At 60.7% G+C, this 18,323-nt stretch carries 17 protein-coding genes; 7 read left to right on the top strand and 10 right to left on the bottom strand.

All coding sequences use genetic code 11. The features are described from left to right. The first annotated feature begins 229 nt into the window (after positions 1–229). The gene (locus AC2YI2_RS08000; RefSeq protein WP_487385931.1) at positions 230–1,693 is read left to right on the top strand and encodes a phospholipase D-like domain-containing protein; all 1,464 of its coding nucleotides are present in this window, start codon (positions 230–232) and stop codon (positions 1,691–1,693) included. Between the two features lie 17 nt (positions 1,694–1,710). On the opposite strand, the gene AC2YI2_RS07995 is transcribed toward AC2YI2_RS08000, so the two are convergent. Then, on the bottom strand, positions 1,711–2,640 hold the full coding sequence (locus tag AC2YI2_RS07995) for a lysylphosphatidylglycerol synthase domain-containing protein (protein WP_487385930.1): 930 nt from the start codon (positions 2,638–2,640) through the stop codon (positions 1,711–1,713). Positions 2,641–2,701: 61 nt separating this feature from the next. Here AC2YI2_RS07995 and AC2YI2_RS07990 point away from each other — a divergent pair, with 61 nt between their 5' ends. Next, entirely contained in the window at positions 2,702–3,511 is an 810-nt protein-coding gene (locus AC2YI2_RS07990; protein WP_487385929.1) for an endonuclease/exonuclease/phosphatase family protein, read from the top strand. Continuing rightward, positions 3,504–6,026 (top strand): malto-oligosyltrehalose synthase, encoded by a 2,523-nt coding sequence (gene treY / locus AC2YI2_RS07985; RefSeq protein ID WP_487385928.1) that lies wholly within the window; start codon positions 3,504–3,506, stop codon positions 6,024–6,026. The genes AC2YI2_RS07990 and treY overlap by 8 nt, the downstream gene beginning before the upstream one ends. Before the next feature lie 14 nt (positions 6,027–6,040). Here the strand turns inward: treY and AC2YI2_RS07980 are convergent, their stop codons facing one another. The 8 genes from AC2YI2_RS07980 to AC2YI2_RS07945 all read right to left on the bottom strand — a co-directional run bounded on the left by AC2YI2_RS07980 (position 6,041) and on the right by AC2YI2_RS07945 (position 13,542). Beyond that, positions 6,041–6,289 carry a hypothetical protein gene (locus AC2YI2_RS07980; protein ID WP_487385927.1) on the bottom strand — a complete coding sequence of 83 codons (249 nt, stop codon included), beginning with the start codon at positions 6,287–6,289 and terminating at the stop codon, positions 6,041–6,043. 63 nt (positions 6,290–6,352) lie between these two features. Next, positions 6,353–6,595 (bottom strand): DUF982 domain-containing protein, encoded by a 243-nt coding sequence (locus AC2YI2_RS07975; RefSeq protein WP_487385926.1) that lies wholly within the window; start codon positions 6,593–6,595, stop codon positions 6,353–6,355. A gap of 72 nt (positions 6,596–6,667) precedes the next feature. Beyond that, positions 6,668–7,495, bottom strand: coding sequence for a transglutaminase-like domain-containing protein (locus AC2YI2_RS07970; protein WP_487386347.1), 828 nt, complete (start codon positions 7,493–7,495; stop codon positions 6,668–6,670). Positions 7,496–7,673: 178 nt separating this feature from the next. After that, on the bottom strand, positions 7,674–8,750 hold the full coding sequence (locus tag AC2YI2_RS07965) for an ABC transporter permease (RefSeq protein ID WP_487385925.1): 1,077 nt from the start codon (positions 8,748–8,750) through the stop codon (positions 7,674–7,676). Positions 8,751–8,777: 27 nt separating this feature from the next. Continuing rightward, the gene (locus AC2YI2_RS07960) at positions 8,778–10,325 is read right to left on the bottom strand and encodes a sugar ABC transporter ATP-binding protein (RefSeq protein WP_487385924.1); all 1,548 of its coding nucleotides are present in this window, start codon (positions 10,323–10,325) and stop codon (positions 8,778–8,780) included. Between the two features lie 89 nt (positions 10,326–10,414). After that, complete coding sequence (locus tag AC2YI2_RS07955) at positions 10,415–11,338, bottom strand: sugar ABC transporter substrate-binding protein (protein WP_487385923.1); 924 nt, start codon at positions 11,336–11,338, stop codon at positions 10,415–10,417. 206 nt (positions 11,339–11,544) lie between these two features. Continuing rightward, positions 11,545–12,357: a TIM barrel protein gene (locus AC2YI2_RS07950; RefSeq protein WP_487385922.1), complete on the bottom strand. Its 813-nt coding sequence runs from the start codon at positions 12,355–12,357 to the stop codon at positions 11,545–11,547. A 153-nt stretch (positions 12,358–12,510) separates the two neighbouring features. Then, the gene (locus AC2YI2_RS07945; protein ID WP_487385921.1) at positions 12,511–13,542 is read right to left on the bottom strand and encodes a LacI family DNA-binding transcriptional regulator; all 1,032 of its coding nucleotides are present in this window, start codon (positions 13,540–13,542) and stop codon (positions 12,511–12,513) included. A gap of 137 nt (positions 13,543–13,679) precedes the next feature. Between AC2YI2_RS07945 and AC2YI2_RS07940 the strand changes: the two genes are divergently transcribed. The 4 genes from AC2YI2_RS07940 to AC2YI2_RS07925 are packed head-to-tail and all read left to right on the top strand — an operon-like array spanning position 13,680 to position 17,175. Next, complete coding sequence (locus AC2YI2_RS07940; protein WP_487385920.1) at positions 13,680–14,786, top strand: fatty acid desaturase family protein; 1,107 nt, start codon at positions 13,680–13,682, stop codon at positions 14,784–14,786. A gap of 35 nt (positions 14,787–14,821) precedes the next feature. Beyond that, positions 14,822–15,136, top strand: a complete 315-nt coding sequence (locus tag AC2YI2_RS07935; RefSeq protein WP_487385919.1) for a MocE family 2Fe-2S type ferredoxin — start codon at positions 14,822–14,824, stop codon at positions 15,134–15,136. Positions 15,137–15,152: 16 nt separating this feature from the next. Further along, a complete protein-coding gene (locus AC2YI2_RS07930; protein ID WP_487386346.1) occupies positions 15,153–16,364 on the top strand; it encodes an NAD(P)/FAD-dependent oxidoreductase in 1,212 nt (403 codons plus the stop codon). Positions 16,365–16,374: 10 nt separating this feature from the next. Continuing rightward, a complete protein-coding gene (locus AC2YI2_RS07925) occupies positions 16,375–17,175 on the top strand; it encodes a 3-methyl-2-oxobutanoate hydroxymethyltransferase (RefSeq protein ID WP_487385918.1) in 801 nt (266 codons plus the stop codon). Between the two features lie 45 nt (positions 17,176–17,220). Here the strand turns inward: AC2YI2_RS07925 and AC2YI2_RS07920 are convergent, their stop codons facing one another. After that, complete coding sequence (locus AC2YI2_RS07920; RefSeq protein WP_487385917.1) at positions 17,221–18,222, bottom strand: GlxA family transcriptional regulator; 1,002 nt, start codon at positions 18,220–18,222, stop codon at positions 17,221–17,223. Positions 18,223–18,323 lie beyond the last annotated feature (101 nt).

Below are 18,323 nucleotides of genomic sequence, written 5' to 3'. Positions count from 1 at the left end.
GGGAATGGCCGGAAGGCGATATCCCGATCTCCGGCGGGGCTTCGGGCGAGAGCCGCGACGTCGCGGACGCAGTAGCATTTCCTGTCTCGATCCGGTCGGGGGCACGCGGTTCCGGATCGACGGCCGCCGGGCTCTGTTGTGTTCTGGTGCGGTGGAACCGCGAAGGCGCCATTTCCGTTTGTTCATCGCACCTTAGCGGTGCCGCGTCATCCAAGGTAACGGGAAATTCATGCAGGCCGACGGCTCATCAACCAAAATCATCGATCTCGAGAACAATGCATGGCGCTCCGACGCCGCCGAAAGGCTGGGTTTCATCGTCGATGGCGCGGATTATTATCTCGCGCTCAAGGATGTGATGCCGCAGGCGGAGAAGAGCATCTGGATCATCGGATGGGACTTCGATCCCGATATCCGCCTCGATCCGCGGAATTCCGACGAAACACTTGGCGCCTTTCTATTCTCGCTGGCCGAAGCAAAGCCTGACCTGGAGATCCGAATTCTGGTCTGGGCCATGGGGCCGATCTATTCCGGGAAGTCACTGAAGCTGTTCAGCGAAAGCGGCTGGTCGAGCCATGAGCGAATCCATCTCCGCTTCGACGCTCGTCATCCGTTGCGCGGCTCGCACCACCAGAAAATCGTCGTGATCGACGACCGTTTGGCCTTTGTCGGCGGCATCGATCTGACCGCCCGCCGCTGGGATGATCAGTCCCATGCCGTGTCGAATCCCTTCCGCGTGTCGCCTGATGGCACGCCCTACGATCCTGTCCACGATCTGCAAGCTGCAGTGACCGGCGATGTCGCCCGCGACCTTGGCGACCTTGCGCGCCGGCGCTGGGCCCGCGCGACGGGAGAAAAACAAAGCCGCGTTTCCGTTCCCGGCGACCTATGGCCCGACAAGGTCGACCCCGCGCTCGCTGGCTGCCAGGTCGCTCTGTCGCTGACGGAGCCGGGCCGTGGACGGCGTAAGAGCAAGCGACAGGCAATGCGCCTGACACTCGACGCCCTCTGGTCGGCGAAGCGCCACATCTACATGGAAACCCAATATCTGGCGTTTTTCGGCATCGCCGATTGCTTGACGCGCCGGCTCGCGGAGATCAATGGTCCGGAGGTCGTGATCGTTCTGACCCGCGCCTCCCACGGCTTCATTGAAAAGGTCATCATGGGCGGAAACCGCGATCGCCTCATTCGGCGCCTCAAACGCGCCGATCGCTTCGGCCGGCTGAAAGTCACCTATCCCGTCGTGCCGAAAGACGACGGCACGGAACAGGACGTACTGATCCATTCGAAGCTGCTTGTGGTCGACGACCGATTCGTCCGGATTGGCTCCTCAAACCTCAACAATCGCTCCGAGGGCCTAGATACGGAAGCGGACATCGGCATTGAGGCAGGGGGCGAAGGCTGCTCGCAGTCGATCATTGCGCTGCGCGACAGGTTGCTTGCCGAGCATCTCGACGCGAGCGAAGAACTCATTCACCAGACGATGACGCGCACAGGCTCGCTGATCCGAACGATAGCCGAACTGAATGTCAGGCCCAGAGGCCTCAGGGACATGGTGGTATCCGTTTCGGAGGGTGAAGTTCAACCGGTCTGGGGGACCGATATCGTCGATCCTGCCCGCCCCTTTCGCCCTTTCCGCGGCATTCGTCGGGGCGTCAATGCGCTCATGACCCGGCTCGCGGGTATATTCATCTAACATGACGCACGCGCAGTCTAATGCGACGGATCTGGCGCTTCCTCAGATTTGAGGATGACCTCGCTCGCGATAAAAAGCGGAATGCCGATGGCCAGTGGAATGAAATAGTAAATGACGCGGTAGGCAACGACAGCGGCGATCGATTCGGCGCCCGGCATAACGTGCACGACCGTCGCCTCCAGCACACCCAGTCCCCCGGGTATATGGCTGATGATGGCCGCGATATTGGCCGTGATCGATGCCGTCGCAACCTTGAGATAGGGCGCGTCGCCGAGCGCCGACAGCATCTGGTGCAGGCAGGCTGCGACGAAAGCGAAATTGACTGTACCGACGATAACCTGCCCGACGGCCAGCCGGAATATCGGCATGTCAAAATGCCACCGTCTGATCCTGAGCGGCTTCCTCAGCGTCGCCGACAGCACCAGATAGATGATCGGGAAAGCAAGGCACGCAATCGCCACGCCGGAGACCGCCGACGGACTGAGCCCCGTCATCTTGGCCGCATCGTCCGGGCGGAGGTAAAGGCTTATTGCTCCAAGCGTCGAGAGGCCGAGCGCAACTGTTGCACCGCAGAAGACGATGATCTTGGCAATCTCCTCAGCGGCCAGCCCCCATCGCGAATAGAACCGGTAACGCACTGCACCGCTGCTGAGCGCAGCGAGCCCGACATTGTGCCCGATCGACAGCCCCGTGAACGAGGCAAGCGCCGTCTGCCGAAACGGCAGCGGCTTACCGGCATAGCGCACGCCCAGCCAATCGTTCCAGGCAAGACAGAAATAGGAGCAGGCTGCAAAGAGGAGCCCAAGGGCGAGATTGGTCTTCGGGATCGATTTCAGCGCACGCATCACGTCATCGAACGAATACTGGCTCCAGGTGCGGTAAAGCAGATAACCGGCGCCCAAGACGGCCGCGACGAAGAGAAGCTTGAAGGCGTAGCGGAGGAGCATCGACATTCCCGTTTGACTGACATCGGCGGAACGAAATGCGGCCGTCACGGGTTCCTTGGCGATGCAAGCACAATCGAGTGGATCCGGCGTGCAACTGAGGATCCTGACCTACAACGTCCATAGTTGCCGTGGACGCGGTGGCCGTCCCGATCCTCGGCGGATTGCCGACGTCATTGCCTCCGCCGAGCCTGACGTTATCGCGCTTCAGGAACTGGATGTCGGCCGCATGCGGACCGGCGGCATTGATCAAGCCCATACGATCGCCCAACACCTGCGGGTACTGGCGCATTTCCACCCGGCACTCCATGTCGACGAAGAGAAGTATGGTGATGCGATCCTGACGGCCCTGCCCTCGCGTGTGATCAAGGCAGATCAACTGCCTTCATTTGGCGAACCGCGTGGGGCGATCTGGGTCGAAGTTCTCATAGGAAATGTCCAGCTTCAGATGGTGAACACCCATTTCGGTCTGCGCCGCCGCGAACGCATGATCCAGGCCGCAACGCTTTCGGGGAACGACTGGCTCGGTAGTCCAGCCTGCGCGAACCATCCGGCGGTACTCGCAGGCGATTTCAACGCCGTGCCGCGCTCCCGCGCCTACGGAATACTGGCAGAAGGCCTGTCGAGGCAGGTCCTGACGATACCGGCCCGCGCGACCTTCCCAGCGCGCTTTCCAGTCTTGCGGCTGGATCACATCTTCACTAACCGGCGGGCGCGGATTGTCCGCTACGAAGTGATCGACACCCCGCTCGCTCGGAGCGCCTCCGACCACCTGCCGCTGCTCGCCATCGTCGAGTGCCTGCCGCAGGCTGCCTCGGAAACCGAGCAATCCAATATTTCACAACATGTCCAAGAGCTTGCCACACATGGCTGACGTGAAAATTCCGCAAATACCTGTCGCGACCTATCGGCTTCAATTCCGCAACGGCATGACATTCGACAAAGCCATTGAACTCATTCCTCATCTGAAATCGCTTGGTATCAGCCACCTCTATGCGTCGCCGATCTTCGCTGCGGTTACCGGTTCGACTCATGGCTACGACGTCACCGACCCCAACGAGATCGAGCCAGAGCTTGGCGGTATCGGCGACTTCGGAAGGCTATCGAACAGTCTTCAAGCCGCGGGTCTAGGCCTCATCCTTGACATCGTACCCAATCACATGGCGGCGTCCCTGGAGAACCCCTATTGGCGCGATGTCCTGAAATGGGGACAAGAGAGCCGATTTGCTGCCTTCTTCGACAATGATTGGGACCAACAACTGACACTTCCAGTGCTGGATAGTTCGCTCGAAGACGTGATCGAAGCAGGCAATGGCAAGCTGCTCTGGGAGCACGAAACCGGTGAACTCGTTTTCGACTATTGCGGCAGCCACTATCCGCTCGCGCCCTCAACCTACCCGCTAGCCATTCCACCGAGCGCGACAGCAAAGGAATTCGAAGCGCGCGATATCATCGCGCTTCTCGGGAAGCAGCCTTGGCGCATGATCCATTGGCGGGATGCCGCGAAGGGCCTGAGCTACCGGCGCTTTTTCGAGATCACCGGCCTTGTCGGTGTCCGCGTCGAAGATCCTGATGTCTTCGAGGCAACGCACCGCCTTGTGCTCGACCTCGTCGCAGAGGGTCGGGTGCAAGGCCTTCGCGTCGACCACATTGACGGGCTGGCCGACCCCGCCGCCTATCTCAAGCGCCTTCGCGCCGCTATCGGTCCGGATTGCTATCTGGTTGTCGAAAAGATTCTTGAAGGCGACGAACAACTGCCCACTGACTGGCCCGTGGATGGCACGACCGGCTATGAATTCATTGCCGATCTCGCAAGCCTCCTGACAGCTGAAAGCCCGGCGCTCGACCGCGCTTGGCTGGACGCGGCGCCGGATCTCGGCGAGCCCGAACAGGCTCTCGGAAGCGCCAAACGGCTGATGGTCGAGGTCAATTTCGAGGGGGAGATAACTGCGCTTGCCAGGATGGCGCAGGCAGTGGCAAAGGGCGAGGCACGCGGAGATCTGTCCTACGAGACGCTCGCCGAGGCCGTGCGTGTGATAGTGACTGGCTTTGACGTCTATCGCACCTACTGCACTGTCCTGGGCCTGAGCGATCAAGACAAGCGCGTTCTGGAAGAACTGTTCGCACGACTTCGGACGTCATCGCCCGATCTCCGACCTGCCCTCACTTTTTTAGAGGAGAGTCTTTTCGAACGCGTCGGCGAGAAATCTCGCGAAGCTGCAATCACCTTCCGCACCCGCCTCCAGCACCTGACGGGACCGGTACTGGCCAAGTCGCTCGAAGACACGTTCTTCTACCGCTACAATCGGCTGATTGCCCTCAATGAAGTCGGCGGAGACCCGCTCCGCAGCGCCGCCGGCGTCGACCATTTTCATCCGCGCATGAAATTACGACGTCAGAGCCAGCCACACGGTCTCTCCGCCACTTCAACGCACGACACCAAGCGCGGCGAAGATGCACGGGCGCGTCTCTATGCGATCAGCGAGGCACCCGAGGACTGGATCGCCGCCACGGCGCGCTGGAGGCAGCACCTCGCCCCGAACGTCATGTCGCTTCCAGATGGCCCTGCCCCTGAGCCATCGGTAGAATGGCTCATTTTCCAGGCGCTCGCCGGCATGCTGCCGCACGATTTCGATCCGTCCGACCCCGTGGCACGCGCGGAAATGCAGGATCGCTTCCTGCCCTATGTCGAAAAGGCTCTGCGCGAAGCCAAGCTCCGCACCAATTGGTCAGATGTGAATGCAGGCTATGAAGAGGCTGTGAAAAACTATGCCTCGGCGGCCCTCGGGTCCGATGCCTTCATGACCCGCTTCTGGGACGACATTCAGCCCTTCGTCCGCACCGGGTTGATCAACAGCCTCACCCAGACGCTGATCAAGCTGACCGCGCCCGGCATTCCCGACATCTATCAGGGCTCCGAGGGTGAGGATACGAGCCTTGTCGATCCCGACAACCGGCGAATGCCGGATTTCGAACGCCTCGCTGCTCGGGACGAAGCGCTATCCCTCGACGACTTTGCCGCGACGAAAACCTGGCTCATCCGAAAGGGATTGGCTCTTCGCCGTCGCCACTCCGATCTCTTCACCCTGGGCAATTACGCTCATCTAGAGTCAAGCGGCAAGCGCGCGGCCAACCTCGTGGCGTTTGTCCGAAGGCATGGTAGCGAGGCAGCCATTGTCGTAGCACCCCGCCTCGTACACCACGCGTTTTCCATGAGCGCGCTCCTGTCGGGTCCATTTTGGGGCGACACTGAAGTCATATTGCCTGACGGCATTCGCTCGATACGCGATGCACTCGGTAACCAGAAATTTCCGCAGGCAGACAGAATAATGATCGCCGATCTCTTCAGAAGTCGGCCTCTTGCACTGCTTCACGCCGAGATCGGATAGAAAGAGTGAGTTCGTCAGGCGACCTTGGCGCGCGCCCTTGCTGCATGGAGTAATCTGGCAATTTCATCGGCCGCATGGGCTTCCGAGGCAAAGGCCTTGCTCGGGACGATGCCCGGATCCTCCTCGCCATCCCGGAAGGTCGCATCCTCCTGGAGCTCGTCGAAGACTCGTGCATGACGGCCTTCGGCCATCATCGATGCCATTAAAGAAATCAGCACTTCCCGATGAGCGTTGAGACGTGCTTCCATTTCATGAACATTCATGCGGTATCCCTCCCCATTGTCGCCAACATTTCCGCAAGGGATACTCCCCATCCCCGGACATGCCTAGCGGATCGGGACAGCTGCCTCGATCGACGCCGAAATGAAGACTTCGCGCGCCGCCTCTGCCGAAGTCAAGCGGGCGATGGCGGCATGACAGACTTCCTTGGCCGCAGCATAATGGCGGCCACGCTGCACCGGCCATTCATTGTCGAGCAATTCGAGCGCAGCCTTCGGCCCATCGACCACGCGCGCAAGCCGCCGCGGATACTCGATGTGAATGGGTTTGCTCCAGGGAATGTCGTACATTTTGGCTCCTTGATTTGGACGCTGTTAAACGCCCAAGATACCGGGCGAGTTCCGGCGCAAAGCGTTCGGAATTCAGGCCGCGACGTTTCCTTCGGGCATGACTTCCTCGGTCACGACTTCGAAGACGCGCAGCACAGTCGGCCCAAAGTTGGTTGTGAGAGCAACGTCGGTCGCATCGCGGCCGGTCGCCATCAGGATGCGCCCGATCCGCGGGATGTTGTGGCGAGCGTCGAGCGTGTGCCAGCGACCCGAGAGATAGACCTCGAACCATGCGGAGAAATCCATCGGTGCAGGATCCTTGGGAACACCGATATCGCCGAGATAACCCGTGCAATAGCGCGCCGGAATATTCATGCAGCGGCATAGCGTAATCGCGAGATGCGCGTAGTCGCGACACACACCCGCTTTGTCGACATAGCCGCCATGGGCGGTGCGCAGCACGTCGGCGCGCATATAGTCGAAGGCGATGTGATTATGCGTGAAATCGGTGATCGCCTTGACCAGCGGCCAGCCAGGCTCGATTCCGGAAAACTGCTGCCAAGCGAAATCGCTGAGCTTGTCCGTGTCGCAGTAACGGCTGCCGAGAAGATAGACCAGCACATTATCGGGAAGATCCTGAATGGCATGCTGCACCGCATCTTCTGGCACCGGATCCGGCAATCCGGAATCATAGACATCGAAGCGCGTTGAGATTTCCATCAGGCCGGGCGGCGCGACGATGCGGCTGCAGGCATTGCCGAAACCGTCGGTATAGCCCCATGCCTCGATCGGTGGTGAGAACTCCAGGATCTGTTCGGACAACAGATCACCCCGCCGAGATGGGTGGATATTCAGGCATAACAGCATCGGGGTCGGCTGCGCACATTCGTAACCGATTCTGAAACCCGCGCGTATTTTCATCAATAACCCTGTGGCATGGAACATGCGGCATCCGCCGCGCCATCCAAACTCACGAACCGCCGAGCGGTTCCATCGCATCGCGGTATTCGATGCGCGGTCGGCACAATATCTCCTTTGCGCATCGGCAAAAAAGCGTGGCTTGCGACAGCCACGCCGAGCTTTCACGCAGGAGGAGCGGTTAAGCGCGCGACTTCCTTCGCTGCCGCTGCACATCGATGATGACCGCGGTAACGATGATCATGCCCTTGACGATCTCCTGATAGTAGGCGCCGACCTTCAGGAAGGTGAAGCCTGAGGTGACCACGCCGAGGATGATGGTGCCGATCACCGTTCCCGTAATCCGACCGACACCACCGGCGAGCGAGGTACCGCCGATGACGGTCGCAGCGATGGCATCGAGTTCGAAGGCGACACCCATATTCGGCTGACCCGATTGAGCGCGCGCAGCCAGCATCACGCCGGCGAGGCCGGAAAGAAGGCCGGCGACGGCGTAGACTTTGATCAGGTGCTTGCCGATATCGATACCGGAGACGCGGGCGGCAAGCGGGTTGGCGCCGATCGCATAGGTGAACTTGCCGTAGCGGGTGTAGCTGAGCGCAATGTGGCAGATGATCGCCACGATAAAGAAGATGATGACCGTGCGCGGCACCGGGAAGCCCCAGACCTCGAAACTCTGGCCTAGCCAGGTAAAGTCCTGGCTGAGCAGGGCGACAGGCTGGCCCTCGGTGTACCATTTGGCGAGCCCACGGACCGAGACCATCATGCCCAGCGTGGCGATGAAGGGCGGGATGCCTGATTTGGCGATGATGAAGCCGTTGACGAAGCCGAGTGACAATCCGAGCAATAGCCCCGCCGCGATCGCCCAAAGCGGGCTTGAATCGATGAACCAGGACATGCCGAACGCCGACCATTCCGGCTGCAGGAACACGGCGCGAGAATTGATCGCCGTTTGCGCGAAACTTGCCGCGACCATGGCGATGAGTCCCACCATCGAGCCGGATGACAGGTCGACGCCGCCGGTGATGATGACTTGGGTCACACCAACGGCGATGATACCGATGACAGCGACCTGAAGCACGATGATCGAGAGCCGCTGCTTGTTGGCCAGAAAGCTTTCGCCGACCACATACCAGCCGAGAATTTCGAAGACGATCGCGATCCCGAAGAGCACGCCCAGAATGGACACCTCCGCCGGTAATCTGCGGACCTTCTTGAGGCCTGTCGTGGATGTGCTGCCGAGTTCATTTGCCGACATTTGATAGTTCTCCCCGCTGTCTCGCACTCAATGCGAGGCCAGTTCCATGATCTTCACCTGATCTGCGTCCTTGCGGTCCAGGATCCCCGTCATTCGTCCTTCATGCAGCACCATGATCCGATCGCTCATGCCGAGCACCTCAGGCATTTCGGAGGAAATCATGATAACGGCGACACCCTGCCCTGCGAGTTGCGAAATGAGCCGATGGATTTCCGCCTTGGCGCCGACATCGATGCCGCGCGTCGGCTCGTCCAGGATCAGGATTTTCGGCTCGGTCAATAGCCAGCGGGCGATCAACACCTTCTGCTGATTGCCGCCGGAGAGATTGATGATCGGCTCCTTCATGTCGGGCGTGCGCACCCGCATGCGGTTGGCCATCGCCGCGGCATCCTTGCTGAGCCTGCCCTGCTGGACGAAGCCGAAATTGACATAGCGGTTCTGCAGCACCGCCATCTGGGCGTTATCCTGGATATCGAGCAGCAGAAAACAGCCGGTTTCCTTGCGATCTTCGGTCAGGAAGGCCATGCCGTGGCGCATTGCGACCGCAGGCGACGAAACATTCACTTGCTTGCCGAAGAGTTCGATTGTGCCTGACGTGGCCGGAGTGACGCCGAAAATGGTCTCGGCGACATTCGAGCGTCCCGAGCCGACAAGGCCGGCAAGCCCGAGGATTTCCCCCGCCCTCACGTCAAAGGAAACGTCGTGGAAGACGTCTTTCAGCGTCAGGCCTTTCACGGACAGCACGACATCGCCGATCGGCACCGTCTCCTTCGGAAACATCTGGGTGATCTCGCGGCCGACCATCATGCGGATGATGTCGTCGCGGGTGACTTCACTCGCCGGCTTGGTGGCGATGTAATGGCCGTCGCGGAAAACCGAAACCTCGTCGGCGATCTCGAAGAGTTCGTTCATCTTGTGGGTGATGTAGATGATCCCCTTCCCCTCGGCCTTCAGCGACCGGATGATGCGGAAGAGATGGCTGACTTCCTTCTCGGTCAGCGCCGAGGTCGGCTCGTCCATGATCAGGACGTCGGAATTGAACGACACCGCCTTGGCGATCTCGACCATCTGTCGGTTGGCGACGGAGAGTTTGCCGATCTTGATCTCGGGGTCGATATCTATATCGAGGCGGCGGAATAGCTCTTCCGTCATCCGGAACATCTTGCCGTGGTCGATCAGGCCGAAACGGTTCTTCGGCTCGCGGCGGATCCAGATATTCTCGGCCACCGTCATCGGCGCCATCAGGTTGAGTTCCTGGTGGATCATCGCGATGCCATTCTCGAGCGCATCGAGCGGGCTCTTGAGGCGGATATTCTGGCCCTTGAGCTTGAACGTGCCGGTATCGGGCGTGTAGATGCCGGCGAGGATCTTCATCAGCGTCGACTTGCCGGCGCCGTTCTCGCCCATCAGCGCGTGTACGGTGCCGCGCTTGAGCTGAAGCTGGACGTTGTCCAGTGCCACGACGCCCGGAAATTCCTTGCGGACATCAGCGACTTCGAGCAGGAACTCGGCACCCGGCACGGCGCCGCTCTCGCGCACGGCCTTCATGGTGGTGGGGCTGACGACTGGGGTCATGGCGCTGTCTCCTCGCGGCAATGCCAGCAGGCTCGGCGATCGCTGCGAACCCACCGCAGTAAGCGGCGGGTTCGCTCGCTAAGCCTATCTCAGTTCTTGGTGACGAACTGATCCATGTTTTCGGGCGTGACGAGCTGGAAGGGGATCCAGACCTTGGACTCGACCTTCTCGCCCTTGGCGAGCTTGATCGCGGCGTCTACCGCACCCGAACCCTGGCCAAACGCGTCCTGGAAAACCGTGACGTCGAGATCGCCTGCCTTCATATAGGCAAGCGCTTCCTGGGTCGCGTCGATGCCGCCTACGACGACATCTTTCATATCCCAACCGGCCGACTTCATGGCGTTGATAGCACCGATGGCCATGTTGTCATTGTTGGCGATGACGGCTGCGGGCTTGTGGCCGGCCGCGATCCAGTTGGTCATCAGGTCCTGCGCCTTGACCGGATCCCAGACGGCAGTCTGCTCGTCGAGAACCTTGAGGCCCGCGCATTCCGGCGTGGCGATCACGTCGTGGATGTCCTTGGTGCGCTGGATGGCAGCCTGGTTGGCAAGGTCGCCGACCATGATCAGGATGTCGCCCTTGCCGCCCAGCAGACGGCAGACTTCCTTGGTCTCGAGCGTGCCGGAGTCGACTTCGTTCGAAGCAACGAAAGCACCCTTCGGGCCGAGCGCATCGACGTCGATCGGCTGGCGGTTGACATAGACGATCGGAATGCCGGCATCGTTGGCAAGCTTGGTCATCGGCGCCGTTGCAGATGTATCGACAGCGTTGACGATAATAGCGTCGACCTTGGCGGCGATGAAGTTCTGGATCTGCGAGAGCTGCTTCTGCACGTCGTCATCGGCGATTTCGATCTGCACCGGCTGGTTGTTGTCGGCAGCCGACTTTTCGATGCCCTTGCGCAGAACGGTAAGGAACGTATCCGAGTTGGCCATGGAGACGCCGATGTCGCCAGCATAGGCAGACACAGAGGTCAGCAGTGCAATAGCCGTTCCAAGAAGTAGCTTTTTCATATTTCATTCTCCTCCACATGGGTGTCCGGCTCACCCAAAACAGCCGGATTCCCCAGATCTACAGCCGGGGACAAATGCCGACGCTCGTCTCCCGCCGAGCATCAATGGAACATAAATTTCCATATTTCACAGTTCGGAATGTTTATTCCATTTTCTGCGCCTGTCAATAGACTCTCTTGCGGGTCGAGACGACAGGCACAAAAGATTCAAAGCGCACCGGCTATATGCTCGATACTCGCACGCACCATTGCCGCCGGATCCTTGGCGGCATGCATTTCGGCTGCAAAGGGCTCGAATGAGAACGGCCCCCTGTAGCCGGCCGCCTGCAACGCCCTGATCTGGCTGACATTGTCGAGCCGGTCGCGGATACCCACCATCACGCGGTGCGGATCGCGCATGTCGTCGATACTGACCGCCTGGTCCTCGACGCCGGAGATGTGGACCAGCCCGGTCCGATCGGGGAAAAGCTCGGGTTCACCCGCCAGAACGTGGTGGAACGTGTCATGCACCAGCTTGAAGCGGCCCTCCCCGCCAGTGGCTGCGATCGCTTCGACCGCCTCGCGCTTTGAACGCAGCGAACAGATCTGAAAACCAAGCGGCTCGACCAGTCCGATCAGGGAGTGCTTCTCGAGAATCGGTATCAGCGCCTTCAGGGCGACCCGCAGATTGCCCTGTCGCTCGCCTTCCAGCTTGCCGCTGCCATCATTGACAGGAACAAGCACAAGGGCCCTTGCGCCGCACGCTTCGGCATAGGCCGCGAGATCTTCGGCTTCCGCAGCCCGCGCTGGCGTCCAGTCGTTGAAGCGCTGAAGCGCGTTGATGGAGATGATTTCGATGCCGGCAGCGCTTGTCAGCTGGCGCACCGCTTCCGGCGACGTTCCGTCCAGGATGGCATTGCCTGCCAGATCGTTGCGAATCTCGATCTTGTCGATCTCGAGTGCCTTTGCCGCCTCGATGAACTGGGGCAGCGGCAAGCGGGGCGCAACCATGTGGTTGAGCGCGAAGACCGGTGCAGGCATGTGAAATTCTCCCGAATTGCGCGACAGCTTCCTCCCGTCGCCGACAGTCAGGTCATCAGGTTTCTGATCTCAGGTCAAAGAGGATTGAGCGACAGAAGCTTTCATTCATGCAAGAATTTGCAAATACGAATGACGGTATTCTATCATGCGCGACTAGATGTTCTCCGGCACATACATTTCGAAGGGCAGGAAGGTCTGCCCCGGAACACTTGCGGGACCGTTCTCAATCGCTGACACCATCAGGCGGACAAGCTCACGGCAAAGACTCGGCAGTGGCGTTGTGATCGCCAGCATGACGACCTCATCTGCAAGCGCGGAGCGCGATTCCGGTGTGAGTTCGTTCACAGCGACGAGATATTTGCCGTTCAACCGCTCCTCTCGAATCGCCGATATCGCACCCTCCATGCCGCCGCCGGCGACATAAAAGCCTATGAGATCCGGATGACGATGCAGCAGATCGAGGGTGGCTTCATGGGTAATCTGGCTCGTCTCGAGGTTGACCAGGGTGTCGAGCACCTCGAAATCCGGCGCATTCTCGCGGAAATAGGAGCGAAAGCCGATCTCGCGAAGTTCATGGCCGTGGAAGCGGTGGCTGCCGACGAAAACCGCCACTTTCCCCGGCCTCTTCGCCATTCTGGCGATCATCCAGGCCGCCGTCCGTCCGGCCTTGCGGTTGTTCAGGCCGACATAGCCTTCACGCACGCCCGAGGCGAAGTCAGACAGCAGCGAGAAGACCGGCACGCCCTTCCCCTTGAGTTCTTCCACGACGACCGTCAGCGCAGGATAATCCGGCGAAGCCATGGCCACCGCCTGGTTTCGGCTGCCGACCTCACGAAGCTTCGTGGCGAGCTCCGACGGCGTCTGGCTGCTCGAGAATTCGATCTGCACGATTCCGCGCATGCCCTGGCTGTTCTGCACGGCAACCTCGATCTCGCGCGCAAAGGCCTGATAGAAATGCTGCTCTGGCTTCTGCAGCACGAAGCCGAGCTTGTAGGTCGGCAGGCCCTCGTAGAGGCGCTGCCGCAACAGGCTGAGGGCGTGGAAGCCGATGGCATTGGCCGCATCATAGACGCGCCGCGCCGTATCCTCTCGCACCTTGTGCCGGCCATTCAGGACGCGGTCGACCGTCGCCACACTGACATTCGCCGCCTTTGCGAGATCCTGAATTGTCGGGCGTGACGCCATGGGCAGACCTTTCCTGATATGATTTTATCATCACATTCCCCAATAATGATAGGAAATGATAGAATCTATCATGACGCCATTGTGCACTTTCTGGCAACTGCTAATTCTCTGCCGGCCGCAAAGTCGAACGCGGTTTGATGCAGGTCGCAGGGAGGTCCACAATGGCGGGGAAAAGAGATTACAGCCTTCTCGGGCGCGATGCTTCGGCCGCGGTCGCCAATGGCCTCTCCGCTGCGGAGTGGTACCACACCGAGGTGCCGCGCAAGCAGATGAAGGAATTGATGAAGCGTGAGGACGGCCCGGCGATCCGCGACACCGCGATCTGGCTCGGCTGCCTCGTCTTCTTCGGTGGACTCGGCGTCTACTTCTGGGGCAGCCTCTGGTGCATCCCTCTCTTCCTGGCCTATGGCGTGCTCTACGGCTCGGCCTCCGACAGCCGCTGGCACGAATGCGGTCACGGCACCGCCTTCAAGACGATGTGGATGAACGATGTCGTCTACCAGATCGCCTGCTTCATGATCATGCGCAATCCGGTGACCTGGCGCTGGAGCCATACCCGGCATCACACCGACACGGTCATCGTCGGCCGCGATCCGGAGATCGCCGTGATGCGTCCGCCGGACCTCGCAAGGCTGATCCTCAACGTCTTTGGTCTTCTCGACGCCTGGCATGCTGTCATCGACATGGTGCAGAACGGCTTCGGCATGATCAGCGCGGCGGAAAAGACTTTCATTCCCGAGAGCGAGCAACCCAGGGCGATCCGCGTCGCCCGGATCTGGCTCGCCATCTACGCTGCGACCATCGCGCTTGCGCTTTACCTGGGCTCGGTTCTGCCCTTGATGCTGATCGGCCTACCGCGCCTTTACGGCGCCTGGCACCATGTGATGACCGGTCTGTTGCAGCATGGCGGCCTCGCCGACAATGTGACCGATCACCGGCTCAACAGCCGCACGGTCTACATGAACCCGGTCAGCCGCTTCATCTACTGGAACATGAACTATCACGTCGAGCACCACATGTTCCCGATGATCCCCTATCACGCGCTGCCGCGATTGCACGCGCTGATCAAGGATGACCTGCCGGTGCCCAATCCCTCGATCCTGCATGGCTATCGCGAAATGATCCCGGCCTTTCTTCGGCAACTTCGCAACGAAGATTATTTCCTGAAGCGTGAATTGCCGCCGACAGCACGGCCATATCGGGAAGAGTTCCACGGCGAGGCCATGGCATCGGCAGCCGAGTAGCCGGCCCCGATTTTGAGATAGGACTGGAGGAGACTATGAGCAACTGGGTCGAAGTCTGCGAACGCGACGAGATCGACGAGGAGGATGTGATCCGCTTCGATCACGACGGCAGGACCTTTGCGATCTATCGCAGCCCCGACGACACGTTCCATGCGACGGATGGGCTCTGCACGCATGAAAAGATCCATCTCGCCGATGGACTCGTCATGGACGATATCATCGAATGTCCGAAGCATAACGGTCGCTTCAACTACAAGACCGGCGAAGCCAGAGGCGCCCCGGTCTGCGTCAATCTCAAGACCTATCCGGTCAAGGTGGAAGGCGGCTCCGTCTTCATTCAGGTGGGCTGACGTGGCTTCGCGAGGAATGGTCATCGTCGGAGCCGGCGAATGTGGCGTGCGCGCAGCCTTTGCCCTGCGCGAGGCCGGTTATGCGGGTCCCGTTACACTTGTTGGTGAAGAGGCCGCGCTCCCCTATGAGCGGCCGCCGCTATCCAAGGGCTCGAGCGCGGTCCCCAAGCTGATAGCCGAGGAGCACCGCTATGAAGAAGCAGGCATCCGCTTCCTGCGCGGCACGCGGGTCAACGGCGTAGATCGCGAGTCCAAAACGGTCGACATCGCGGATGGGCCCGCGATCCGTTACCAACGGTTATTGATCGCCACCGGTGCGCGCCCTCGCCCGCTTCCCGGCCTGCCGTTCGACGGTGACCGCGTCCTTTCCCTTCGCAATCACGAAGATGCCATGGCACTCCAGCGCTGGATGACGGCCGGCAGGAAGATCGCGATCATCGGCGGTGGCTTCATTGGCCTCGAACTTGCGGCAACCTTTCGCCAGGCCGGCGCCGATGTCACGCTCATCGAAGTTCTGCCACGCATCCTCATGCGTGGCGTGCCAGAGGGCCTGGCGGCGCTTCTGCACGAACGCCACGTGTCGGAAGGCGTGACCTTCCACTGCGGATTGGCAATAAGCACCGTGTCCCGGACCGCCGAGGGTGTCTCGGTCTTGCTCGCAGACGACACGGTCATCGATGCCGACATTCTCGTCGTCGGCATCGGCGCCATCCCGAATACGGCACTGGCCGAGGCCGCCGGCCTCTCCATCGACAACGGTATCATCGTCGATCCCCATCTCAAGACCACCGATCCTGACATCTTCGCCGCCGGCGATTGCTGCAACTTTCCGCTTTCCGTCTACGACGGCAGACGCGTACGGCTCGAGTCCTGGCGGAGCGCCCAAGAACAGGGCGCCCTGGCCGCCGCCAATATGCTTGGCACGCCGACGCCGCTCAGCGCCGTGCCCTGGTTCTGGTCCGATCAGTATGACCTCACGCTACTGGTCGCGGGCCTGGCTGATGGCGCAAGCGGGACTGTCGAGCGAAGGCAGGACGACGGCAGCGTGATCCTGTTCCACCTGTCTGATGACGGCAGGCTGTTGGCCGCCTCGGGACTGGGCACGGGAAACGCCGTCGCCCACGATATCCGGCTCGCCGAAATGCTCGTCGCCGCCGGCGCGCGGCCCGATCCTGCCACGCTGGCCGATCCGACATCGAAACTGAAATCCCTGCTCAGGGCCGCATGAGGAAAATGCCGTGAAGAAGTCCTACCGTCCGACCGTCGCCGACCTGCTCGCGCTCAAGGGCCGGCGCCAGCTGAGCATGCTGCGTGTCGCGACCCTCGACGAGGCCGCCGCGGCCGAAGCCGCCGGCATCGAACTGGTGTCAGTCCCGCCGGCTCTTCTCGGTCCGGCCTTCCGCGAAGCAGCGCCCTCCGTCTTCGCCGTTCCCGGCCTGGAATATGGCGACTTCATCACCGCCGAGGACTATCTCAGGGCTGCATTCCAGGCGATCCGCGCCGGTGGCGATGCCGTCTATTGCGCGGCAAGCCTCGGCACGATCCGCCGCTTGCGCGACGAAGGCATTCCGGTCTGCAGCCATGTCGGCCTCATCCCCTCGAAAGCCACCTGGACCGGCGGTTTCCGCGCCGTCGGCAAGACCGTCGAGAGCGCCATTGCGATCTGGAAGGCGGTCAAGACGCTCGAGGACGCCGGCGCATTCGCTGCGGAGATCGAAGTCGTTCCCGCCGAGATCGCATCCTCGATTAGCGGGAGAACCAGCCTTTTCATGATCTCGATGGGCGCCGGCGCAGGCTGCGACGCCCAGTATCTCTTCGCTGACGACGTCCTCGGCCAGAACCGCGGCCACGTCCCACGGCACGCCAAGATCTATCGCAACTTCGCCGCCGAATTCGACCGGCTGCAGGCGGAGCGCATCGCTGCTTTCCGAGAATTCCGGAACGACGTCTCCTCTGGCGCCTATCCCGAGCCGCAGCATCTGGTGAAAATCCCGGAACAGGAGCTCGAACGTTTCCGCGAGTTGGTCGGCAACGGCTAATGCCGGCAGGCAACGGGCAAGCAGAGATCGCGCCTCAGATGCCGGTTAACTCGCCAGATTGCGGGCCAGTGAGGCCCTCAAGGTGGTCGGAGACTGACCATAGGTCTTTCTAAATAGCTTGGCGAAGTGGGACGCATTCTCGAACCCCACCTCGATGGCAATTTCTATCAAGGGCGCCTTGGTTTGAATGAGCAGATGCCGCGCACGCTCCAGGCGAACGCGCCGGTAGGCAAGCGCCGGCGAACTGTTCATATTCTCGAAGAACAGCCGTTCGAGCTGGCGTCGCGACACCCCGACGGAGGCCGCCAGTTCCGGTATCGACAGGGTGTTCTCGACATTCCGTTCCATGATGATCAGCGCGGCCTTCACCTTCGGGTCATCGCAGTCGATGGACAGCGGACGTCGGGCCTGAATGTCCAGCGCCGTCCGCGCCTTTCCGATCTGCAACACCTCCATGGCGTTCCGTTCGGCCTCCTTGCTGATATGACGCCCGACAATCCACGCCGCCATGTCCGCAGCGCTGCTACCTCCGGCACATGAGCCGCGATTGCGATCGAGATTGAAGATCCGGTCAGCCCGCACATCCACATCGGGAAAACGCTCGCGGAAGGCGTCGTAATGAAGCCAGCTGACACAGGTCTGGTGGTTCTTCATCAGCCCAGCTTCCGCAAGGATGAATGTCCCCGTGCAGACCCCGATCAGCGGAATCTTCTGCGCCGCTGCCTTCTTCAGATAGGCGACCGTCTCATTGTCAACGGGCGCGTCGTGGTTCAGGAGTCCGCCGACGACCACGATATAGTTGAATTCCGTCGGATCGACGAAATCCGACGTCGGCGCGACCTGCACGCCGCAACTCGATGAAATGAGATGCCGGGTATTTCCGAGCACCTGCCAATCGGCAAACCGCCTGCCCGACCGATCGGCTTCGTCACTTGCCAGACGCAGTGTGTCCACAAACAGCGCGAAAGCAGAAAGCGTGAAGGAACGGGCCAGAATGAAGCCGATTCTCAAGCGGTCCTGCTTGGATTGTGTGGATTCGGGCTTCATCGACGCTCTCGGAGATTATTGACCGCACGACGATTACGCCTTTCGGCGCCCGGCTTCCAGTCCTGCGAGCGTCTCCGTCCTCGATGGGAGCGCCTTGGGGC

It is taken from the genome of Rhizobium sp. SRI_017 (genome assembly GCF_057586295.1).
This window is presented reverse-complemented; position numbering and strand designations above follow the sequence as displayed.

Bases quoted from the DNA above. Each gene is read 5' to 3' on its own strand.
- AC2YI2_RS07945 (WP_487385921.1), bottom strand. From the start codon at position 13,542: ATGGCGTCACGCCCGACAATTCAGGATCTCGCAAAGGCGGCGAATGTC.
- AC2YI2_RS07920 (WP_487385917.1), bottom strand. From the start codon at position 18,222: ATGAAGCCCGAATCCACACAATCCAAGCAGGACCGCTTGAGAATCGGC.
- AC2YI2_RS07950 (WP_487385922.1), bottom strand. From the start codon at position 12,357: ATGCCTGCACCGGTCTTCGCGCTCAACCACATGGTTGCGCCCCGCTTG.
- treY (WP_487385928.1), top strand. From the start codon at position 3,504: ATGGCTGACGTGAAAATTCCGCAAATACCTGTCGCGACCTATCGGCTT.
- AC2YI2_RS07970 (WP_487386347.1), bottom strand. From the start codon at position 7,495: ATGAAAATACGCGCGGGTTTCAGAATCGGTTACGAATGTGCGCAGCCG.
- AC2YI2_RS07960 (WP_487385924.1), bottom strand. From the start codon at position 10,325: ATGACCCCAGTCGTCAGCCCCACCACCATGAAGGCCGTGCGCGAGAGC.
- AC2YI2_RS07990 (WP_487385929.1), top strand. From the start codon at position 2,702: ATGCAAGCACAATCGAGTGGATCCGGCGTGCAACTGAGGATCCTGACC.
- AC2YI2_RS07955 (WP_487385923.1), bottom strand. From the start codon at position 11,338: ATGAAAAAGCTACTTCTTGGAACGGCTATTGCACTGCTGACCTCTGTG.
- AC2YI2_RS07930 (WP_487386346.1), top strand. From the start codon at position 15,153: ATGGTCATCGTCGGAGCCGGCGAATGTGGCGTGCGCGCAGCCTTTGCC.
- AC2YI2_RS07965 (WP_487385925.1), bottom strand. From the start codon at position 8,750: ATGTCGGCAAATGAACTCGGCAGCACATCCACGACAGGCCTCAAGAAG.
- AC2YI2_RS07975 (WP_487385926.1), bottom strand. From the start codon at position 6,595: ATGTACGACATTCCCTGGAGCAAACCCATTCACATCGAGTATCCGCGG.
- AC2YI2_RS07935 (WP_487385919.1), top strand. From the start codon at position 14,822: ATGAGCAACTGGGTCGAAGTCTGCGAACGCGACGAGATCGACGAGGAG.
- AC2YI2_RS07980 (WP_487385927.1), bottom strand. From the start codon at position 6,289: ATGAATGTTCATGAAATGGAAGCACGTCTCAACGCTCATCGGGAAGTG.
- AC2YI2_RS07995 (WP_487385930.1), bottom strand. From the start codon at position 2,640: ATGCTCCTCCGCTACGCCTTCAAGCTTCTCTTCGTCGCGGCCGTCTTG.
- AC2YI2_RS07940 (WP_487385920.1), top strand. From the start codon at position 13,680: ATGCAGGTCGCAGGGAGGTCCACAATGGCGGGGAAAAGAGATTACAGC.
- AC2YI2_RS08000 (WP_487385931.1), top strand. From the start codon at position 230: ATGCAGGCCGACGGCTCATCAACCAAAATCATCGATCTCGAGAACAAT.